This is a genomic window from Nonomuraea aurantiaca (genome assembly GCF_020215705.1).
Lineage (GTDB): Bacteria > Actinomycetota > Actinomycetes > Streptosporangiales > Streptosporangiaceae > Nonomuraea > Nonomuraea aurantiaca.
This window is the reverse complement of record NZ_JAIWNB010000029.1, coordinates 47,749-67,813: the sequence shown is the minus strand read 5'-3', so window position 1 is coordinate 67,813 and position 20,065 is coordinate 47,749. Positions and strand designations below refer to the sequence as shown.

Below are 20,065 nucleotides of genomic sequence, written 5' to 3'. Positions count from 1 at the left end.
CGCTTGCTACCGTGTCGGTCAGGTGGGGCCGCGTGGGCAATGCCGCTGAGAGCGGTCAGGTACGGCCGCGTGGGCAGTGCCCGCTGAGGGCGGTCAGGTGCGGCCGCGGTGGGCCGCGACGCGTTCGCGGGTGGCGCAGCGGGTGCTGCAGTAGCGCCGCGGGCTGCCGCCCCCCAGGTCCAGGTACGGCCGGCGGCAGGTGGCCGAGGCGCACAGCCCGCCCGGCACGCGCTGGTGATCGGCCAGCAGGACGGCCAGCGCCAGGGCCGACGAGGCCAGGAACCACTCCCCCCACGGCGCGTAGTCGTCGCCGTCCACGTGCAGGTGCCATGGAGTCGTGGCCCCGTGGTTCGTCAGGCGGGGCGCCCGCGCGGCCGTCGCCAGAAGATCGTTCAGCCGGGCGGCCGCCACGTCGGGGCCGGCGGCGGCGAAGACGGCGACCAGCCGCTCCGCCGCGGCCCGCATCGCCGCCACATCGGCCTCGCCCAGATCCAGGTCGCCGGTTTCGCCGTGGTCGCGCAGCACCCGCGCGACCGACTCCACCGACGGCTCCTCGTGCAGCAGCGCGACGCACAGATCCACGGCCCGAGCCGCCATCGCTTTGGTCGAGTGAACCGCCACGCCAGCAGCGTATGCCCGCAGACACGGAAACGGCGGGGCTCCCCCAGCCCCGCCGTACCGCGTCGAACCTGACGAGAGCTCAGCCGCCGCAGGCCGCGAAGACGTAGCTGTCCTTCAGGAGCGAGTAGTGGTCCCGGACCTTGACGGCCCCGGTTTCGGTGTCGACCTGGACGATCGTCATCTTGTTCGCCTTGCCGTCGGGATACCGCACGAGGTGCAGCGTCACCTGCCGCTCGCCGGTCCAGTCGATCATGAGCAGGTCGCCGGTCGGCAGCTTGAGCCTCCGCTTGGCGATGACCTGGTCGGCCTGCATGTCGTACAGGACGAGCTGGGGCTTGGCGCTCATCACGACGTTCGCGGTCGTCCGGCCGTCGGCCGCGAGGGCCGACGGGGCGTTCGAGGCGACGATCTGCGGCGGCGTGACGCGGTACAGCTGCTCGCCGGACTCGCTGTAGGCGATCAGGTCCGTGACCGACTCGTCGCCGCCGACGTCGGTGAGCACCTCGCCGCCGTCGGCGCTGAAGCCCCGCAGCGTCTGGCCGCCGGGCGTCGAGCCGAGCAGGGCGCCGGTGGCGGTGTCGAAGATCCGCGTCTTCACCGGCTTGTCGGTGGTGAACACGGCCGCGAGCCGGGCGCCGTCGTCGGAGAGCTGGAGCGTCACGTTGTACTGGGCCACGCGCGGCAGCGCGGACTTGGCGAAGACCTTGACGCCGCCCCCCATGGTCCGTACAGCCAGCTGCCCGGACTTGTTGAAGTACGCGACGCGCCGGCCATCGCCGCTGACGGCGATGGGCGCGACCTGGGTGCGCGACGACTTGCCGTTCGCCTCGCGGGCGACGGTCTCGGCGTCGGGCAGGGAGCCCCTCTCCCCGCTGTGCATCACCAGCCGCCACTTGCCGCACGGCCGCTGCTCGCCGCCCTTGACCGTGCAGCCCTTGACCGAGGCGTAGCGGATGCCGTCGTGTTCGTGATGTGGCGCGGCCTGGGCAGCCGTCGGCGCGGTCATCAGGGCGGCCAGCCCTGCCGCGATCGCCACGGCGATCTTGATCTTCATGGCCGTCACTCCCCTGCCGCGATGAAGGTGTACCGGGTCTTGCTGATCGTGTACGTGTCCGCCCGCGTGACGGCGCCGGTCTCCTTGTCGACGGTGAACTCCCGTACCACCGCCGTCGAGCCGTCGTCACCGGACTGCACGAGTGCCGTGAGCCGTCCGTCCGCCGTCCACTGGGTGAGGTACGGCGTCTGTCCCGGCTTCAGAACGAGATCCACGCCCGAGGAGAGGTCCCCGGTCTCCAGGTCGTAGATCCGCAGCCGCGGGGGCTTCTTGGTGTCCTCGTTCCCGCCGGCGATGACCGCGAGCGTCTTGCCGTCCGCGGCCAGCGCGGTGACGGCGGCGTTCACGACGACCTGCGGCGGCGTCCGCTTGACCGAGGTGCCGTCGGCCCGGTACGCCACCAGCGTGGTGGTGTTGTCGCCCTCGTCGCGCCGGCCCAGCACCTCGTCCCCGTCGGCGCTGAAGCTCCTGGCCGTGTCCTCGGCGGGCAGCTGGACGATCTTGCCGGTGGCGATCGTGACCAGCTTGCCGGGGACGCGCTGGGCGTCCTCGAAGGAGTCGACCAGCAGCCTGTCCCCCTTGGGCGACAGGGACAGGGTGAGCGGGCTCGTCCCCAACCGCTTGGGCACCAGGGACGCGGCCAGTACCTTGACCGGGCCGCCCGTCGCCTGCCGGACGACGATGCGATGGTCACGGGCCCGCTCATAGGCGATGACGCGGCCATCGGCGCTGATGGCGAACACGCCGAGCTCCTCGGCCTTCTTGCCCTTGCCGTCGACCCCGTTGGCGGCGGCGTCCTTGACGGTGATCTTCCCGCCGTCACGCGTGATCAGCCGCCAGGGGCCGCAAGGGCGGGTGCTGTCGGTCTTCTTGTCGGTGCAGGACTTGATCCACGCTGCCTGGACTCCGGGTGGACCCGTCTGGGCGTGGGCGGCGGTGGGACTGATCCCCAGCCCGCCGATGACCGCCGCCGCGAGGAGCGCGGTGGTCGCTGAGGTGTGCCTCATGGTGGTGTTCCTTTCACTCGTCCGGTTAGATACCGACCGAGCGAAACGGGTTGATCACAGGTGAGACACATTCATGTGCCCGCCAGGACAGGGAGTCAGCGCAGCGGGCGACGGCCCGCGAATCCCAGATCCGTGCGGTGATACCAGGCCAGCTCGCTCTCGCCCTCGATCCAGCAGAGCCGTACGGACACCCCGTCGAGCACGGCGGGAAAGTCGACGAGGACCGGCGCGATCCCCTTCACCTCGATGCCCTGCTCGGTCCAGGTGCTCAGGATCTCCTCGATGCGCGCCTCGATCGCCTTCATCTCGGGGATGCCGCCCAGCGCGGACACGCCGGCGCTCTGGCGGTCAAAGGCGATCTCGGCCAGGTCGGCACGGGCAGTGATCAGCTCGCCGGCTGCGTCGATGATCGACGGCATGAGCGAGCGCGCCTCGTCGAGGGTGAACGTCCTGGCCATGCCCGAACGCTATCGGGTGCGCTCGTGGGCGCGCATCATTGTCACCGGTTGGGCTCGTAGGCGCGCACGAGCAGCTGCTCGGCGTCGTCGAGGTAGGCGTCGAGGAAGGCGGCGGCCTCGTCCGGCCGGTCGGCTTCGAGCAGCTCGAGGAGCTTGCGATTGCGGGTGACGAACGGCTCGTGGAAGGCGCGCGGATTCTTCATGACGTGGAAGACGAGCCGCAGCTCGGCCAGGAGCTGGCGCATGGCCTCGTCGAGCCGGGGACTCTGGTTGAGCGTCACCAGCGCCTGGTGGAAGCGGATGTTGGCGGTGCCCACGCCGCGCCAGTCGTCGTCGGCGGCGGCCCGCTCGGCGTCGGCCACGGCCTCCCTGATCACGGCCAGCTCCTGGCCGCTCGGGCGGCGCCGGACGGCCGCGCCCTCGATCACCCGGCGTACGCGGTAGAGGTCCGCGACGTCCTCGGCCGACAAGATCCGCACGAACACGCCCCTGTTGAGCCGGTGGTCCAGCAGCCCCTCGTGGCCGAGCAGCCGGAACGCCTCGCGCAACGTGTTGCGCGACACGCCCAGCGCGTCCGCGATGGCCTCCTCGGACAGACGCTGGCCCGGCTCGAAGAAGCCCTCGGTGACACGGTCGCGCAAGATGTCGGCCACCCGCTCGGCCGTGCTGCTGCGGCCCAGCCTGGACCGGTCATGTTCGAGATCCGCAAGAGGGCTGTCCGCCGCGTCGTCCACAGACAACAGGGAATCATCCAACAAAACTCTTGTCGAATTGTTCAACGATCCTTATGTTGATAAGAGCCCCCTGATCGAAGGAGCGACGATGACAGGCTCCACGCGGCAGACCCGGCGGGTGATCCTCGCCAGCCTGATCGGCACCTCTCTGGAGTGGTACGACTTCTTCCTCTACACCACCGCGGCGACGCTGGTCTTCGGCAAGCTGTTCTTTCCCACCTTCGACCCGCTCAACGCGACCCTGCTGGCCCTGACGACCAACGCCGTCGCGTTCGTGGCCAGGCCGCTCGGCGGGATCGTGTTCGGCCATTTCGGCGACCGGGCGGGCCGCAAGACCGTGCTGGTCGTGACGCTGCTGGTGATGGGCGTCTCGACGTTCCTCATCGGCGTGCTGCCCGGCTATGAGAGCGTCGGCGCGCTCGCGCCGGTCCTGCTGGCCACGCTCAGGTTCATACAGGGGCTGGGCCTGGGCGGCGAGTGGGGCGGCGCGGTCATCATGTCGCTGGAGCACGGCGACGACCGCCGTCGCGGCTTCAACGCCAGCTGGCCGCAGGTGGGCGTGCCCGCCGGATACGTGCTGGCCACCGGGACGCTGGCGATCCTGTCGTTCACGCTGTCGGACGCGGCGTTCCTGTCGTGGGGCTGGCGGGTGCCGTTCCTGCTGTCGGGCGTGCTGGTGCTCGTCGGGCTCTGGGTCCGGCTGAAGGTCACGGAGTCGCCGCTGTTCACGGAGCTGGCCCAGCAGGGCGCCAAGGCGAAGATGCCGCTGCTGGAGGTGCTGCGTACGCACCCGCGCGCGCTGCTGTCGGCGTTCACCGCGCGCATCGGCGTGGACGTGGCCTTCTACACCTTCACCGCCTACATCCTGGTCTACCTCACCGGCCCGCTGAAGCTGGAGCGCTCGGTGGGGCTGAACGCGGTGCTGATCGGCTCCGCGCTGCAACTGGCGCTGATCCCGCTGTTCGGCGCGCTGTCGGACCGGATCGGCAGGCGGCCCGTCTACTTCGCGGGCGTGCTCGGCGCCGCGGTCTGGGTGTTCGTCTTCTTCCCGCTGCTCGACACCAAGTCGTTCCCGCTGATCGCCCTGGCCGCGATCGTCGCGCTCGTCACCCACGCGGCGATGTACGGACCACAGGCCGCCTTCATCGCCGAGCTGTTCAGCACCAGGCTCCGCTACAGCGGCGCGTCCATGGGATACCAGGTCGCCGGGATCGTCGGGGGCGCGCTGGCCCCGATCATCGCGCTGAAGCTGTTCGCCGCGTACGGCACCACGACGGCGGTCTCCCTCTACGTGGTGGCCGCGCTGGCCGTCACGGCCGTCGGCCTGGCCATCGCGCCGGAGACCCGCGACCGGGACATCGCCGCCAGCCCCGGCGCCGACCCCGGGGACGTCCCGCAACGAGCCTGAGCGCTCTGCCTTCGGCCGGGCACCGTCCACGTGATCGGCCGTACCTCCGCAAGTCCGCCGCGAAATGCGCGGGCGGCGGCTGCCACCGCCGCCCGCGCGGGAGGTCTCCGTGCGCATCACCCTGTCGGTCATCCTGGTCCTCGCCGCGCTGCTCGCGATCCCCACCGCCATCGGGGCGGTCGGCGGTCTGGAGAGCACCGAAGGCGGCCAGGTCGCCGTCGTCCGCGACGGCGGCTGGTTCGACGACAACCAGGTACGCCAGGTCATCGACCCGGGCTCCGGCCTGACCTGGACGGGCATGTGGTCCTCCGTCCACGCCTACCCCGCGCAGCAGCGCTTCTACACGATCACCGCCGACGCCAAGCGCGCCACCATGCTCGGCGTGGACGTCGTGACGGTGCCGAGCAGCGACGGCGTGAACCTGGGCATCGAGGGGACCCTGTACTTCACGCTCAACCTCGACCACGACGCGCTGAAGAGGTTCGACGACAAGTACGGCACGCGCACGTACCGCGCCCAGAACGACGAGTCGCTGGCCGCGTGGGACGGCGACGACGGCTGGACGGCGTTCTTCGGCCAGGCCGTCCGGCCCGTGGTGGACAACGCGCTGCGCGGGCAGCTGGGCAACCTGCGCTGCGCCGAGCTCGTCCCCTCGTGCTCGCTGCTGGCGAACACCGCGCTCAAGGACCAGGGCGGCGGCACCAAGGCCCAGGACAGCAACACGAACATCACCAGGGTCCAGAACGCCGTCAACGCCACCCTGGCCCGGGACCTGCCCGAGGCGCTGGGCGGCGAGTTCTTCACCGGCCTGCGGTTCACCCTGGCCAAGGTGACGCTGCCGGCCGAGGTGCAGCAGGCCGTGGACAGATCGCTGGCCGCCAACGCCGCGGTCTCCGAGGCCCAGGCCCGGGTGGCCCAGGCCAAGGCCGAGTCGGCCGCGAACCAGGCCCGCCAGGAGGGCTACGACAAGTGCCCGGCCTGCGCCGAGATCGACAAGCTCAAGTCACTCCCCCAGGGCATCACCGTCTACGCCCCGGGGAACCCGCAGTCCATCGTGGTTCCGGCCCGCTGAGTGATCCCGGCCCGGGCCGCCGTGGCCGGGCGGCTCGTTCTGGCGCCGGGCACGATCCTGCTGCCGTACCTGTGGCCGGCGGTGTCAGGCCGGGACCTTCGGTGACTCGCCGGCGCGGGGGCGGCGCCAGGAGCCCTTGAAGGCGGCGATCGAGAGCAGGAAGACCACCTGGCCGGCCAGCGCCACCCACAGCCAGGTCCCCCATCCGCTGGCCGCCACCACCATCGGCGAGATCACCAGCAGCGCCACGATCATGACCCGGACGACCATGCCCCACAGGCCCAGCGCCGCGCCCTGGAGCCGGGGGTCGACGTCCTCGGCGTCCTCGGAGAAGTTCGCCATCCAGGGGACGTAGGCGACGCCCAGGACCAGGAACAGGATCGCGTAGACCAGAGTGACCGTGCCGGCCGTGGCGCCCGTGCCGATGAGGCTGATGAAGTAGGCGAGCGTCGCGATCGTCAGCACGATGCCCACGGCCGTGAACGGCTTGCGCAGTTGCAGCCGGTCGGAGATGCGGCCGACCACGATGACGGCCAGCGCGTTGAGCAGGATGCCCAGGGCGACGACGCGGTTGGCCTCGGCGGGCTCCATCCGGAACGCGGTGCTGGCCAGGATCGTCTGGCCGAAGATCGCGAAAGTCCAGTAGAGCACCTGCCAGCCGGTGTTGCCGAGCACGTGGGCCCAGAGGTGGCGGTGCCGGAGCAGCTCCTTCACCTTGCCCGGATCGATCTTCTCCTCGGTGGCCACCGCCTCCTCGTACCGCATCACCTGGGCTCGCAGGGCCGCCGACGGCTCGGCGATCTGCCAGATGATGACCCCGCACAGGATCAGCGAGACGACGCCCATGATGATCGCCTGCGACTGCCAGGCGTTGCCGAACATCGGCAGCGTGAAGCCGGCGATGAACGAGGCGAGGAAGGAGGCGCCGACCGGCCCCCAGGTCCAGAACGCGAACGCCTGCGCGCGGCCCAGGCGCGGCGAGAAGTCGCGGACGAGCGAGGCGGTGATCGTGATGCCCGCGCCCTCGATGAACAGCATCAGGCAGCGGACCGCGAACAGCTCGCCGACCGAGTCCACGGTGGCCAGCAGGAAGTTGCAGGCCGCGGTGACGGTCAGCGTGGGCACCAGGATCGTGACCCGGCCCCACCGGTCGGACAGGATGCCGCCGAACCCGGCCGACAATCCGCCCACCAGCACCGAGACGGCCGCGATCTGCCCGTAGACCGTCAGGGACATCTTCAGGTCGTCCAGCAGCAAGGGCAGGATGGTGGCGATCGTCGTCTCGAAATTGGCCACCAGACTCGCCAGCACGGCTATCGCCAGGAGCCAGACCCGTCGGCGGCCGACGGGGTACACGCTCAACTCGCGGACATAGAACGGCTTCATTCCCAGTCCTTCGGGGGACGGTGCGTGACTGTCGCTCTAGAACGCGTTTCTAGTTGCTGTTGAGTTTGCCGCTTTATCCAGATAAGTCAAGATTTGTGGCTATCACGATGTGATCTCGGTCACACGGCCGGCGTTGTGATTGAATCGCGGCCATTTCGCAGAACACAGGTCCCTTTATAGGCATAAACTGCGCGCCTGTGAGCCTGCCTGTACGTGAACGTTCCCCCCGGCCGGGAGGCGGTCGACACCGCCGTCCCGTGCCCACGTCCCTGCCGCCGGACGCCCCTGTCCTCGTCCTCGCGGTGCCGGGCAGCACCTCGGGCGTGGCAGCGGAGATCGCGGCCGTGGTACGCGTCGACAACCCGCAGATCGAGGTACGCCTCACCAGCGTTACAGATCTTGCCGACTCGCTCCCCTCGGGGCGCGAGTCGATCGTGGTGCCCCTGCTGACCTGGGACGATCCGATCGTCCTCGCCGAGATCGGCAAGGCCGTCGCGGCGGCCGGGTCGCACGCGGTCGTGACGGAGGCTCTCGGCCCGCACCCGCTGCTGGCCGAGGCGCTGCACATCAGGCTGGCCGAGCGCGGCCTGGCCAGGGCCGACCGGGTCCGGCTGCTGAACGTCTCCAGCCCCGTCGACGCCATCATCCTCGGCACGGTCGGCGGGGAGCGGGCCGTGCACGCCGTCCAGGCGACCGCGGTGCTGCTCGCCTCGCGGCTCACGCTCCCCGTGGTCGCCGCCTCTCTCGACAGCGATCCTGGCGTGCCGGTGGCGGCCGAACGGCTGCGGGCCGCCGGCGCGACGCGCCTGGCCATCGCCCCGTGCCTGATCGGTCACGAGGCTCCGGCGGAGGTGGTCGAGCAGGCCGCCGCGGCGGTCCGCGCGGGTCACTCCGAGCCGCTCGGCGCGCACAGCGCGATAGCCGAGCTCGTCGCGCGGGCTTACGGAAGCCAGCTCGCGACCTGACAACGCTGTCGACCTGACAACGCTGTCCAGGCCGCCGCGGACGAACCGCGGCGGCCCAAGCGTATGACCTGATCCGCGCGATGCGGTCGCTCGTCAAGCCTCGGGCTCGACCAGCGCCGCCGTGCTCTCGCGGACGATGAGATCCGTGGCCAGCTCCACCCGCCGGCTCTCCGGGGCCTCCCCGCGCTTCATCGCCAGAACCGTGCGCGTCGCCAGGGCGGCCATCTCCTGCAGCGGCTGGCGGACCGTGGTGAGCGGAGGCCAGGCCGACTTCGACAGGGGCAGGTCGTCGAAGCCGACGACGCTCAGGTCTTCGGGTACGCGCAGGCCGCGCTGGCGGGCCGCCTCGAAGACGCCGAAAGCCATGAGGTCGCTGCCCGCGAAGATCGCCGTCGGCGGGTCGGGCAGGGAGAGCAGGGCATGGCCCTGGTCGTGGCCGGAATCGACCAGGAAGGTGCCTCTGCGGATCAGCGTGGGGTCCACCTCGACGCCCGCCGTCTCCAGCGCCGCCCGGTAGCCGTCGATGCGCGCCTGGCTGCAGAGCATGTCACCCGGCCCGCTGATCATGCCGACCCTGCGGTGGCCCAGCTCCAGGAGGTGGCGGGTGGCCGCCAGGCCGCCGTGCCAGTTGGTGGCGCCCACCGAGACCACGCCCGGCGCCGGCTCGCCCTCCGGATCGACCACCACGAACGGCAGTGAACGGGCGCTCAGCTGCGCCTGGACCCCGGTCGAGAGCTTGGAGGCCACGACGACCACGCCGTCCGTCCGCCGCGAGGCCAGCCGGTCCAGCCAGTCCCTTCCGGGACCCGCGTGGGTGTGCAGGACCGACATGACGACGCTCGCTCCCGCCTCGCGGGCCGCGGACTCGGCCCCGCGGACGATCTCCATCGCCCACGGCGACTCGATCTCGGCGAACACCAGGTCCACCAGGCCCGAGGGCGTGTCGTCCTGGCTGGTGCGCCGCTGGTAGCCGTGCTCGTGCAGCAGCCGTTCGACGCGGTGGCGAGTCTCCGGGGCCACTTCGGGACGGCCGTTGATGACCTTGGACACCGTGGGGATCGAGACCCCGGCCTCCTCGGCTATCAGGGCGATCGTCACCCGCCTCTTAGCTGGCATGAGCCGGAGTCTAACCGAAACTTTCGGTCCTGAGTCGGGATCACCTCCACGATGCCTATTGACGCATTACAGAGAGGCTACTTATGCTCCGGGCAAAGAAAATATCGGGGGTTTTACGAAACTTTCAGCAGCGGAGAAGGGAACCCCTATGAGGCGCAGTCTCGTACTGGTCGCCACGGCCTTACTCCTCGCCGGCTGCGGCGGTGGCGGGACCCCGGAGCCCGCGCGGAGCGGCAAGCCGGCCTCGGCCGCGAAGGTGACGCTCGAGTGGTGGCACTTGTCGACCTCCGAGCCGTTGAAGACGATGTGGGCGACCAGGGCCAAGGAGTTCGAGGCCGCGCATCCCAACGTCACCATGAAGCTCACCGTCCTGGAGAACGACGCCTACAAGGCCAAGCTGACCACGCTCACGCAGTCGGGCAAGGCGCCCGACCTGTTCGCCACGTGGGGCGGCGGCGTCCTGAGGCAACAGATCGACGCGGGCCTGGTCAAGGACATCACCACCGACGTCGCTCCGGTCATGGACGGTTTCACCAAGGCGTCGCTGGCGGCCTACCAGTTCGACGGCAAGACGTACGCGCTGCCGACCGACATCGGGATGGTCGGTTTCTGGTACAACAAGCAGCTCTTCGCCAAGGCGGGCATCACCGCGCCGCCCGCCACGTGGACGGAGTTCCTGGAGGCCGTCAAGAAGCTGAAGGCGTCGGGGACCACCCCGATCGCGCTGGCCGGCAAGGAGAAGTGGCCCGGCCACTACTACTGGGCCTACCTGGCCATGCGCATCGGCGGGCTGCCCGCCCTGCGGCAGGCCGGGGTGGACCACGACTTCACCAAGCCCGACTTCGTCGCCGCCGGCCAGCAGCTCAAGGCGCTGGTCGACCTGCAACCGTTCCAGAAGGGCTTCCTCGGAGCCGGCTACGGCACCCCTGACGGCCAGGCCGCGACCATGTCCAACGGCAAGGCCGCGATGGAGCTGATGGGCCAGTGGGCGCCGACCGTCCAGGCGTCGTCGGGCAAGGGACTCCGCGACAACCTGGGCTTCTTCCCCTTCCCGACGGTCGACGGCGGCAAGGGCGCGATCACCGAGGCGTTCGGCGGCGGCGGTGGCATCGCGGTGGGCGCCGACGCGCCCGCGGAGGCGGTGGAGTTCGTGAAGTTCATGACCGAGAAGGGCAATCACGCCAAGGCCGTCGAGTCCGGCGGGGTGCTTCCCGTGCTGAAGGGCGAGGAGAGCGCGGTCAAGGACGCCAACCTGAAGGTGGTGGCCCAGTCGCTGGCCTCCGCCACCGGCTTCCAGCTCTTCCTCGACCAGGCGTACCCGCCCGCGGTCGGCCAGGAGGTCAACGACAGCGTGGCGCAGCTCATCGCCGGCACCAAGACACCTCAGCAGGTCGTCGAGGCCATCACGGAAGTGGCCAAGAGCGAATGACGACGCTGACCCGGGGACCGGAGGCGACCGCGCTCCCGGCCCCCGCCTCCCCCTCCCCGGGGCGGCGGCGCGGCTGGGTGACGATCGCGCTGTTCGTCCTGCCCGCGCTGGTGCTGTTCCTGCTGCTCGTCGTGGCGCCGATCCTCATCGCCTTCTACGCCAGCGCCTTCAAGTGGAACGGCTTCGGCGGGCTGCCGACCAACTTCATCGGACTGGACAACTTCACCCGGCTGTTCGGCACGGAGGTCTTCGGGGACGACGTCCGGCACCTGGTGGTCCTCGTCGTCCTGACCGTCGTGGTGCAGCTGCCCATCTCGCTGGGCATCGCCATGCTGCTCAACCAGCGCATCCGCGGGCGGACGCTGTACCGGCTGGTGTTCTTCGCGCCGTACGTGCTCTCCGAAGTGATCACCGGCGTGCTGTTCTCGCTGATCCTGTCGCCGGACGCGGGGGTGGGGAACCGGATCCTGGGCCTGGTCGGGCTGAACTCCGACTGGCTCGCCGACCCTGACACCGTGATGCTGTCGCTCTTCCTGGTCATGACGTGGAAGTACTTCGGCTTCCACATGATGATCTACCTGGCCGGGCGGCAGAACATCCCCGAAGAGCTGATCGAGGCCGCCCAGATCGACGGCGGCACTCCGTGGCGGGTGTTCTGGCACGTCACGCTGCCGTTGCTGGGGCCGACGATCAGGATCAGCGTGTTCCTGTCGGTCATCTACACGATCCAGCTGTTCGACCTGGTCTGGATCCTCACCCAGGGCGGCCCCTCGCACTCCTCGGAGACGATGGCCGTCACGATGCTGGAGTTCGGGTTCAAGCGCGCCCAGGTCGGCTACGCCAGCGCGATCAGCGTGGTGATGTTCGGCCTCAGCCTCGTCTTCGCCCTCGCCTACCAGCGCTTCGTGATGCGCCGCGACCTCGAGGGCGCGACCACCAGGATGGGAGACCGCCGATGAGACGGCCGACACTGCCCCTGCACGTGATCGCGTGGATCGTCGGCGCGTTCATCCTCATCCCGGTCGTCTACGCGCTGCTCGGCGGCTTCAAGAGCACCGCCCAGCTGTCGGTCAACCCGTTCGGGCTGCCCGACCCCTGGGTCCCGTCGAACTACACCGAGGTGTTCACCCAGGGCTCGTTCTGGCGGCAGCTGTGGAACAGCACGTTCATCGCGCTGGCCTCGACCGTGCTCGTCGTCGCGCTGTCGGCGCTGGCCGCCTTCGTCTTCGCCAGGTTCGCCTTCCGCGGCAGGGAGGTGCTGTTCACGCTGTTCACGATGGGGCTGATGTTCCCGTTCGCGGTGGCGATCCTGCCGATCTTCGTGCTGCTGCGTACGTTCGGCCTGCTCGACAGCCCGCTCGGCGTGATCCTCACGCAGGCCGCCTTCGGGCTGCCGCTGACGATCCTCATCCTGCGCGGCTTCTTCAGGAGCATCCCCGGCGAGATCGAGGAGGCGGCCACCATCGACGGCTGCTCGGCCTTCGGCTTCTTCTGGCGCATCCTGCTGCCGATGGCCCGGCCCGCGCTGGCCACGGTCTCCGTCCTGGCGATCGTCGGGAGCTGGAACAACTTCATGCTGCCGCTGGTCGTCTTCAGCGACGAGTCCGGATGGACGCTGCCGCTCGGCATCCAGCAGTTCCAGGGCCAGTACAGCTCCGACACCGCCCGGATCCTCGCCTACCTCGTCCTGGCCATGGTGCCCGCGCTCGGGTTCTACGCCATCGCCGAACGCCACCTGATCGGTGGCCTCACCGCTGGAGCCACGAAAGGGTGAACATGCTGCAGGTTTCCGGAAGCCGGCTCGTCACCGCCGACTCCACTCCGGTACGGCTACGCGGGGTGGGGCTCGGGGGCTGGCTGAACATGGAGAACTTCATCACCGGCTACCCCGCCAACGAGACGGCGATGCGCGAGGCCGTACAGGGGGTGCTGGGCGAGGATCGGGCGGAGCTGTTCTTCGAGCGGCTGCTGACCTCGTTCTTCACCGAACAGGACGCGGCGCTGCTGGCCGGGCTGGGCGTGAACTGCGTGCGCATCCCGGTCAACTACCGCCGCCTCGAGTCCGACCAGCGGCCCTTCGAGGTCATCGAGCGCGGCTTCCGCCACCTCGACCGGGTGGTCGACCTGCTCGGCTCGTACGGCGTGTACAGCGTCATCGGCCTGCACGCCCTGCCCGGCGCGCAGAACCAGCACTGGCACTCCGACAATCCCACCCACGTCGCCGCGTTCTGGAACCATCGCCACTTCCAGGACCGGGCCGTCCACCTGTGGGAGACCATCGCCGACCGCTACCGCGAGCACCCGTGGGTGGCCGGGTACAACCCGGTCAACGAGCCGGGCGATCCGAACGGCAAGGTGGTCGGGCCGTTCTACGACCGGCTGGTCAAGGCGATGCGCGCCGCCGATCCGCGGCACGTGCTGTTCCTCGACGGCAACACCTACGCCACGGACTTCTCGATCTTCCGTGAGGTGTACGGGAACACGGTCTTCGTCTGCCACGACTACGCCCTGGCCGGGTTCGCGCACGGCGGGCCGTACCCCGGCTACACCCGCGGCGAGTGGTGCGACCGGAAAGAGCTGGAGCGGACCTTCCAGAAGCGGTCCCGATTCCAGCGCGAGACGGGGACGCCGCTGTGGGTGGGTGAGTTCGGGCCCGTCTACACCGGTCGTCCCGAGATCGACGAGCAGCGCTACCAGATCCTGCGCGACCAGCTCGACATCTACGACGAGCACGGGGCCGGCTGGTCGCTGTGGACGTACAAGGACGTGGGGCTGCAGGGGCTGGTCCACGCGGCGGGGCCGTACCTCGACAGGTTCGGGGCGTTCATCGCCAAGAAGGGGCGGCTCGGCGCGGACCGGTGGGGCTCCACCATGGAGGAGTCGGCCGACGTCCTGGCGCCGCTGCACACGCTGCTCGACACCGAGGCCCCCGGCTGGGCTCCCTATCCGTGGGGGGCGCGTTACCAGGCCGACGACCTGATCAGGCACATCCTCATCGCGCAGGCGATGCTGCCCGAGTACGCCGAGCTGTTCAGGGGGCTGTCCGACGACGACGTGGTGGAGCTGGCCGACTCCTTCGCGCTGGAGCGGTGCGTACGGCGGCAGCCGCTGCTCGACCTGCTGGCCGCGAACCTGGGCGAGTAGCTGGCGGCGCGGTGTTCCGGCGCGGTCTTCCTGCGTGGCGTTCCGGCGCGCTGTCTTCTTCTGGCGACACGGCTGTGGCGTCACGCGGGATTGTCAGTGGCGCACCCTACGATGAGGCTCCTCACGGAGGGATACCCACATGCTGGACTCGCTGATCGTGCCCCTGTTCGTCACCACGGACCTGCCGCCGCAGGCGGACCTGGCCGAGTTCGGGGAGCTGCTGGCAGAGACGGCGCGGACGCTCGACCATGACGACGTGAGCTACGCCGCGTTCCTGGCGGGCAAGGTGTTCTGGCTCGACCGCCCGGTGCTGCCCCGGCAGCGGCCAGCGGCCGAGGGCGAGCCCAGGTTCGCGGCGCTGCTCGGCTACCTGGCCGCCTCCGGGACCGGGCACACCTCGCGTGACGTGGTGGCCGACGCGCGCCGGGCGATCGACGCCGCCGTCACCTCCCGCTACGGCGACGTGGGGGCGGCGCCCGCCGTGTTCGCGATCCGCGACCGCGACGTGCGGGAGCGCACCCCCGAGACGGCCGTCTACGTCGGCACCCGCGACGCCGCCGCCGACCTGGTCTCCGTCACGCGCCCCTACCTCTGAGGCCGTCGGGCGTCAGCGCGGGGTCAGCTCGACGAACGACACGCCCGGCATCGGCAGGTTGAAGTCCACCGTCACCGCACCGCCCGCGGCCGTGACCACGGTCGCCGGGGTCAGCTCGTCCAGGGTGTTGTCCGAGCGCAGCTTGTCCCACTGGTGCTCCAGGGGCCAGTCGCCACCGCCCATCGCCCGCCAGACCGCCCCGATGTTGGAGTGCCACTCGTCGACGCGGTGGTGGGTGAGCGTGTAGTCCCCGTCGAGGCCCGCGACCGTCAAGGAGACCGCGCGCGACAGCTCGGGGGCCCCGTCGGCCTGCGCCTGGTTGAGCGTGCCGTTCCAGGCCAGCACCCCGACGCGCCCGTCCGCATGGCGCGCCGCCCAGACCTCGACCCCACCGGCGTCGCCTTCGACCACGGTCGCCAGCTCCGCGTCACCCAGGCGGGTGGCCAGCGTGAGCGCGTGGAAGCGGGGCTTGCGCAGGTTGCCGACCGTCAGCAGGCCGAAACCGCCGTGGAAGAGCCGTGGCGGCCGCCCCAGCTCCTCGAAGTGGTCCGAGGCCACCCAGTGCGACACGGCGGCCAGCCGGCCCGCCGCCGACTTCATGCCGTGCAGCAGGAACGTGGCCCCGAACGGCCCGTCCCCGATGCCGTGGAAGTGGGTCGGGGTGGGGCCCCACTCGGTCCACCAGACGGGCGTGTCGGGCCTGCCGTACCTGGCCAGGGCCGGGCGCCAGTCGAGCGGGGCGTTGCCGTAGGTGTGGGTGGAGACGAAGTCGAGCTCCGCGCCCGATTCGGCGACGTGCGCGAGCAGCTCCTCCACCCAGCCGTTGGCCGCCGAGGCGGGCCCGCCGACCCGGAGCGAGGGGTGCACGTTCTTCACGGCGGCGGCGCTGACGTCGTAGAGCAGGAAGTACTCCTCGGGCGTGCCCGTCCAGAAGACGGCGAGGTTGGCCTCGTTCCATACCTCGAAGGCCCAGTTCTCGATGAGCTCCTGGATCCCGTACCTGTCGACCAAGTGCTCGACCAGCGCTCTGACCAGGTCGCTCCACGCCTCGAAGTCCTTGGGCGGGGAGACGATCGCCTCGTAGCCGAACACCGTCCTGGACGGGTCGGCGGCCAGGTCGCGCGGCATGTAGCCGAGCTCGACGATCGGCCGCAGGCCGAGCGCCATGATCGTGTCGTAGACCTCGTCGACCTTGCCGAAGTCGTAGACCGCCTGGCCGTCGACCTCCTTGTAGACCCCGAGGTCGTCGCCGAAGATGGCGTGGGCGCGGACCGTCTCGACCCCGAACTCCGCGCGCACGAGGCGCAGCGCCTCGGTGAGCTCCTCGCCGATGGGCCGGCCGCCCGTCTCGTCCTTGCTCAGCAGGTACGACAGGTGCTCGGAGCCGATCATGTACCGCCACGGCCGGGGCAGGTCGCGGGTCACGGCGGCGGCGTCGACCCGCACGCTGACCGCCGCCGGTCCGCCCGCCAGCGGAGCCGCCGAGACCGCCTCCGAGACGGGCCCGGCGGTCTCCATGGAGGCGATCGCCGCGACCGTGTACGACGCCGCCCCGTGCCCCGTGTCGACATAGCGGCACGCGGGCACGGCGGCCACGTCCACGTCGGGCTGCGACACCGCGACGCCGTCCCTGTGCACCAGGTAGCCGATCGCCTCCGGCACGGGTTCCCACGTCAGCGTCACATGGCCCACGCCGGGAACGGCCCGCAGCCCGGCCGGCGCCCGAAGGCTCGGCTCGGCGGCCGCAACCGCCTGCCCCGACGCCTGGTGGATGCGTTCCCGCCAGTCACGGCGCGCGGCATCAGCCGTACTCATCTGGGATTCCCCGATCTGTTGGAGGGTTCAGTTGGTGGGAGGGACCCCCTGAACGGCCCACTCCTCGATTTCCATCACCGGACGGAGTTTCGCCTCGACGCCCGCGCCGCCGAAGTAACGGTGCAGGCTGCCGCCGGTGAGCACGTTGCCCAGGGCGGCCATGACCATGCCCTGGTCGAGCGCGAGGTACCACTTCGACACGGCGCCCGAGCGGACCGCGACGGAGTCGTAGAAACCGCCGGGCCCGTAGGCGTCGAAGTTCTTGCGGATCTTGGCCAGGTTATCCATCGCCTGGGCCCGCGCGTACGGCAGAGCCAGGAAACTGGCGTGCGGAGTGACGACTCCCTCGCCGTAGGAGGCGGGTTCCGGCTGGGCCGGGCGGCAGCCCTCGTAGCCGGGATCGGTGCTGGTGCGCTCCTCGTCGGAGGTGTAGCCCGGGGTGTCCATGCCGAGCGGGTCCACGCCGTACTCGCGGTAGCCGCCGCGCGGGTCGTTGGACGGAGAGAAGCCCCAGTAGCCGTACTTCGCCTCGCGCAGGCCGTGCTCGATCTGCGCCTTGACGAACACCGGGTGGTTGCGGCCCCAGCTCTTGGGCGCCCACGCCGCCTCGGGCACGACCAGGTCCGGCATCAGCGCCTCGAACATCGAGCCGCCCCAGTTCGGGACGAACCGCATGCCGCGGTAGCCGTACGTGCCCTCCCAGACGTTGACGCCCAGGTACGTCTTCCACGCCCCGACCGGCTTCTGGTCCTGCCAGCCGAAGTCGCAGCCGTTGTCGGGGAAGGTCCGGTAGGGGCCGAAGTAGCTCTGGGGCGGGATCTGGCCGAGCGCGATGCCCACGTACTGGCCGATGCGGGTCTCGGCGGGCGCGCCGTAGTGGTGGCAGGTGGACCAGACCGTGGTGCCGGTGCCCGCGTAGTCGCTCTCGACCGAGCAGCCCTCCGGCTTCTCCGGCCAGAAGCCGCCGCGCAGCAGTCCGGTGCCCGCGTCGGGGCGGGCGGCCGGGTCGTAGTACGACGTGAAGTTCATGGAGGTGACCAGCTTCGACGCCCGCGCGGAGTAGCGGGGCACGGCGGTGCGGACCATCATCAGGGCGGCGGCGAGCCAGCCGTTGTCCACGCTGGAGGCGAACAGCCGCACGGGGTCGCCGTTGTCGGGCCAGGTGCGGACGAGCTGGAGGGTCGCCGGGTCGTACCAGTTGTAGAACTGGCCGGTCGGGGTGTCGCGGTCCATCCGCTCCAGCGCGTCGAGGACCTTGCCGACGCGGGCCGTGGCCTCGCCGGAGGCGATGACGCGCAGGTCCCGGGCGGCGAGCGTGCTCCATAGGTAGGTGCCGATGTTGGTGGGCGAGGTGACCTTGGCCCTGGTCTTCAGGTCGCCGGTGACCTTGTCGGACGGGATGCCGGTGGCGGGGTCGACCATGGCGGCCATCGACCGCCAGGTGTCCTTCGCGTACTGATATAACATGCTGTTTCCCGATGAAGCGCTGGCCGGGCTGGGCACAGCGGCGGCCAGCACCAGCAGGCCGGCGATCAAGGCGGTCTTGCGCATGGGGGTGCTCCTCTACTTGAGCCCGGACGTGGCGATGCCCTGGATGAAGAAGCGCTGCAGGAAGACGAACAGGACGAGGATCGGCGCGACCACGATCATCGCCCCGGCGATGAGCAGGTTGTAGTGGGTGCCTTCGTGGCTGTTGAGGATGTTCAGGGCCACGGGCAGCGTGTAGACGTCCTCCGACTGCGCCACCACGGCCGGCCAGAGGAAGTTGTTCCATGATCCGAGAAAGGTGATCAGGCCCAGCGTGGCCATCGCGGGCTTGCAGAGCGGCAGCACGATCCTGAAGAAGATCCGGAACTCCCCCGCCCCGTCCACCCGCGCCGCGTGGATGAGCTCGTCGGGCAGCTCCGCGATGAACTGCCGCATCATGAACACGCCCAGCGGCGTGATCAGCCCCGGCAGGATGATGCCGAGGAAGGTGTTGACCATGCCGAGCTTCGCGATCAGCACGAACTGCGGGATCATCAGCACGATCGCCGGCACCGCCATCTGCACCAGCACCAGCCCGAAGACGGCGTTCCTGCCACGGAAGCGCATCTTGGCGAAGCCGTAGCCGACCATCGAGGAGAAGAGCAGGTTGCCGGCGACGATGACCAGCGCGACGAACACGCTGTTCGCGAACGCCTGCCCGAGGTGCACCCGCTGCAGCAGTTCGGAGTAGTTGTCCAGCGTGAACGTCTCGGGCCAGAACGTCGGCGGGTCACGCCGGATCTCCGCCTCGGGCTTGAGCGAGCTGAGCCCCGCCCACAAGAACGGCCCGACGACCAGCAGCAGCCCGACGCTCAGGCCGAGATAGGTGATCAGGTTCTGCCTGCGGGTCCGTCTCACCGCGCCCTCCCGATCCTGAGCTGCAGTACGGCCAGCGCGATGATCACCGTGAACAGCACGGTCGCCGCGGCCCCGGCGTAGCCGTAGTTGCCCACGCCGAACTGCTTGAAGATGGCCAGCGAGGCCGACAGCGTGGAGTTCAGCGGTCCGCCCCCGGTCATGATCAGCGGCTCCTCCAGGAACTGCAGGAACCCGGTCGAGCTGTAGACGGTGCAGAACAGGATCACCGGCCGCAGCTGCGGCAGCGTGACCGACCTGAACCGCTTCCACCGCCCGGCCCCGTCCACCTCCGCCGCCTCGTACAGCTCCCGGGGGATCCCCTGCAGCGCCGCGAGGAAGACCACCATGTCGAACCCGAAGCTCCGCCAGGCCGTCATCACGATGATCGACGGCAGCGCGGTGGCCTGATCCTGCAGCCAGGCGGCCCCCGGCAGGCCGGCCAGCCCGAGCAGCCGGTTGACCAGTCCCGCCTCCGGCTCCAGCAGGAACTTCCAGGCGACCGCGACGCCGATGATGCTGGTGATGTGCGGCAGGTAGTAGCCGAGCCGGAAGAACGCGGCGGGCAGCCGGGCGATGCCGGAGTTCAGCGCCACGGCGGCGGCCAGGCCGAGCCCGATGGTCAGCGGCAGCCCGGTGACCACGAAGATCGCGGTGTTCAGCGCCGCCTTGCGCATCGCCTCGTCGCCGGCCAGCCTGATGTAGTTCTCGACGCCGACCGGGTCGACAGCCAGCGGGTCGGCGACGTCCGTACTGCGCATGTCGGTGAAGCTCATGCCCAGCCCGGCCAGCAGCGGCCCGAGGTAGAACACCACGAACATGAGCACGAACGGCAGCATGAACACCCAGCCGAGCCCGCCCCTGCGAAGCAGCGCCATC

At 70.1% G+C, this 20,065-nt stretch carries 19 protein-coding genes; 8 read left to right on the top strand and 11 right to left on the bottom strand.

Going from position 1 to position 20,065, the window contains the following annotated elements; translation table 11 throughout:
• Positions 1–93: 93 nt before the first annotated feature.
• From LDL49_RS44895 to LDL49_RS44875, 5 genes are all read right to left on the bottom strand, one after another.
• A complete protein-coding gene (locus tag LDL49_RS44895) occupies positions 94–621 on the bottom strand; it encodes a CGNR zinc finger domain-containing protein (protein WP_225301049.1) in 528 nt (175 codons plus the stop codon).
• Positions 622–700: 79 nt separating this feature from the next.
• A complete protein-coding gene (locus LDL49_RS44890) occupies positions 701–1,675 on the bottom strand; it encodes a hypothetical protein (protein WP_225301048.1) in 975 nt (324 codons plus the stop codon).
• A 5-nt stretch (positions 1,676–1,680) separates the two neighbouring features.
• A complete protein-coding gene (locus tag LDL49_RS44885; protein ID WP_225301047.1) occupies positions 1,681–2,682 on the bottom strand; it encodes a hypothetical protein in 1,002 nt (333 codons plus the stop codon).
• A gap of 95 nt (positions 2,683–2,777) precedes the next feature.
• Positions 2,778–3,140: a DUF2203 domain-containing protein gene (locus tag LDL49_RS44880; protein ID WP_225301046.1), complete on the bottom strand. Its 363-nt coding sequence runs from the start codon at positions 3,138–3,140 to the stop codon at positions 2,778–2,780.
• A 41-nt stretch (positions 3,141–3,181) separates the two neighbouring features.
• Positions 3,182–3,874: a GntR family transcriptional regulator gene (locus LDL49_RS44875; RefSeq protein WP_308016272.1), complete on the bottom strand. Its 693-nt coding sequence runs from the start codon at positions 3,872–3,874 to the stop codon at positions 3,182–3,184.
• 88 nt (positions 3,875–3,962) lie between these two features.
• Here LDL49_RS44875 and LDL49_RS44870 point away from each other — a divergent pair, with 88 nt between their 5' ends.
• Positions 3,963–5,282 (top strand): MFS transporter, encoded by a 1,320-nt coding sequence (locus tag LDL49_RS44870; RefSeq protein ID WP_225301044.1) that lies wholly within the window; start codon positions 3,963–3,965, stop codon positions 5,280–5,282.
• 109 nt (positions 5,283–5,391) lie between these two features.
• Positions 5,392–6,354, top strand: a complete 963-nt coding sequence (locus LDL49_RS44865; protein WP_225301043.1) for an SPFH domain-containing protein — start codon at positions 5,392–5,394, stop codon at positions 6,352–6,354.
• Positions 6,355–6,438: 84 nt separating this feature from the next.
• Here LDL49_RS44865 and LDL49_RS44860 read toward each other — a convergent pair whose 3' ends face one another.
• Positions 6,439–7,740, bottom strand: coding sequence for an MFS transporter (locus tag LDL49_RS44860; protein ID WP_225301042.1), 1,302 nt, complete (start codon positions 7,738–7,740; stop codon positions 6,439–6,441).
• Positions 7,741–7,997: 257 nt separating this feature from the next.
• Here LDL49_RS44860 and LDL49_RS44855 point away from each other — a divergent pair, with 257 nt between their 5' ends.
• On the top strand, positions 7,998–8,705 hold the full coding sequence (locus LDL49_RS44855; protein ID WP_225301041.1) for a sirohydrochlorin chelatase: 708 nt from the start codon (positions 7,998–8,000) through the stop codon (positions 8,703–8,705).
• A gap of 93 nt (positions 8,706–8,798) precedes the next feature.
• Here the strand turns inward: LDL49_RS44855 and LDL49_RS44850 are convergent, their stop codons facing one another.
• The gene (locus tag LDL49_RS44850) at positions 8,799–9,821 is read right to left on the bottom strand and encodes a LacI family DNA-binding transcriptional regulator (protein WP_225301040.1); all 1,023 of its coding nucleotides are present in this window, start codon (positions 9,819–9,821) and stop codon (positions 8,799–8,801) included.
• Between the two features lie 148 nt (positions 9,822–9,969).
• Between LDL49_RS44850 and LDL49_RS44845 the strand changes: the two genes are divergently transcribed.
• From LDL49_RS44845 to LDL49_RS44825, 5 genes are all read left to right on the top strand, one after another.
• Entirely contained in the window at positions 9,970–11,250 is a 1,281-nt protein-coding gene (locus LDL49_RS44845) for an extracellular solute-binding protein (protein WP_225301039.1), read from the top strand.
• Complete coding sequence (locus LDL49_RS44840; protein WP_225301038.1) at positions 11,247–12,209, top strand: carbohydrate ABC transporter permease; 963 nt, start codon at positions 11,247–11,249, stop codon at positions 12,207–12,209. Before LDL49_RS44845 ends, LDL49_RS44840 begins: the two co-directional genes overlap by 4 nt.
• Positions 12,206–13,024, top strand: coding sequence for a carbohydrate ABC transporter permease (locus LDL49_RS44835; protein ID WP_225301037.1), 819 nt, complete (start codon positions 12,206–12,208; stop codon positions 13,022–13,024). The genes LDL49_RS44840 and LDL49_RS44835 overlap by 4 nt, the downstream gene beginning before the upstream one ends.
• A 2-nt stretch (positions 13,025–13,026) precedes the next feature.
• Positions 13,027–14,394 carry a glycoside hydrolase family 5 protein gene (locus LDL49_RS44830; RefSeq protein ID WP_225301036.1) on the top strand — a complete coding sequence of 456 codons (1,368 nt, stop codon included), beginning with the start codon at positions 13,027–13,029 and terminating at the stop codon, positions 14,392–14,394.
• 139 nt (positions 14,395–14,533) lie between these two features.
• Positions 14,534–14,989 (top strand): hypothetical protein, encoded by a 456-nt coding sequence (locus tag LDL49_RS44825; protein WP_225301035.1) that lies wholly within the window; start codon positions 14,534–14,536, stop codon positions 14,987–14,989.
• 12 nt (positions 14,990–15,001) lie between these two features.
• Here the strand turns inward: LDL49_RS44825 and LDL49_RS44820 are convergent, their stop codons facing one another.
• Genes LDL49_RS44820 through LDL49_RS44805 form a run of 4 tightly spaced genes read right to left on the bottom strand, consistent with a single transcriptional unit; the run spans position 15,002 to position 20,064 of the window.
• On the bottom strand, positions 15,002–16,804 hold the full coding sequence (locus LDL49_RS44820; RefSeq protein WP_225301034.1) for a GH39 family glycosyl hydrolase: 1,803 nt from the start codon (positions 16,802–16,804) through the stop codon (positions 15,002–15,004).
• Between the two features lie 27 nt (positions 16,805–16,831).
• Positions 16,832–18,355, bottom strand: a complete 1,524-nt coding sequence (locus tag LDL49_RS44815; RefSeq protein WP_225301033.1) for a glucoamylase family protein — start codon at positions 18,353–18,355, stop codon at positions 16,832–16,834.
• Positions 18,356–18,367: 12 nt separating this feature from the next.
• Positions 18,368–19,189, bottom strand: a complete 822-nt coding sequence (locus LDL49_RS44810; protein WP_225301032.1) for a carbohydrate ABC transporter permease — start codon at positions 19,187–19,189, stop codon at positions 18,368–18,370.
• Positions 19,186–20,064 (bottom strand): carbohydrate ABC transporter permease, encoded by an 879-nt coding sequence (locus LDL49_RS44805; protein ID WP_225301031.1) that lies wholly within the window; start codon positions 20,062–20,064, stop codon positions 19,186–19,188. The genes LDL49_RS44810 and LDL49_RS44805 overlap by 4 nt, the downstream gene beginning before the upstream one ends.
• Between the last annotated feature and the right edge of the window lies 1 nt (position 20,065).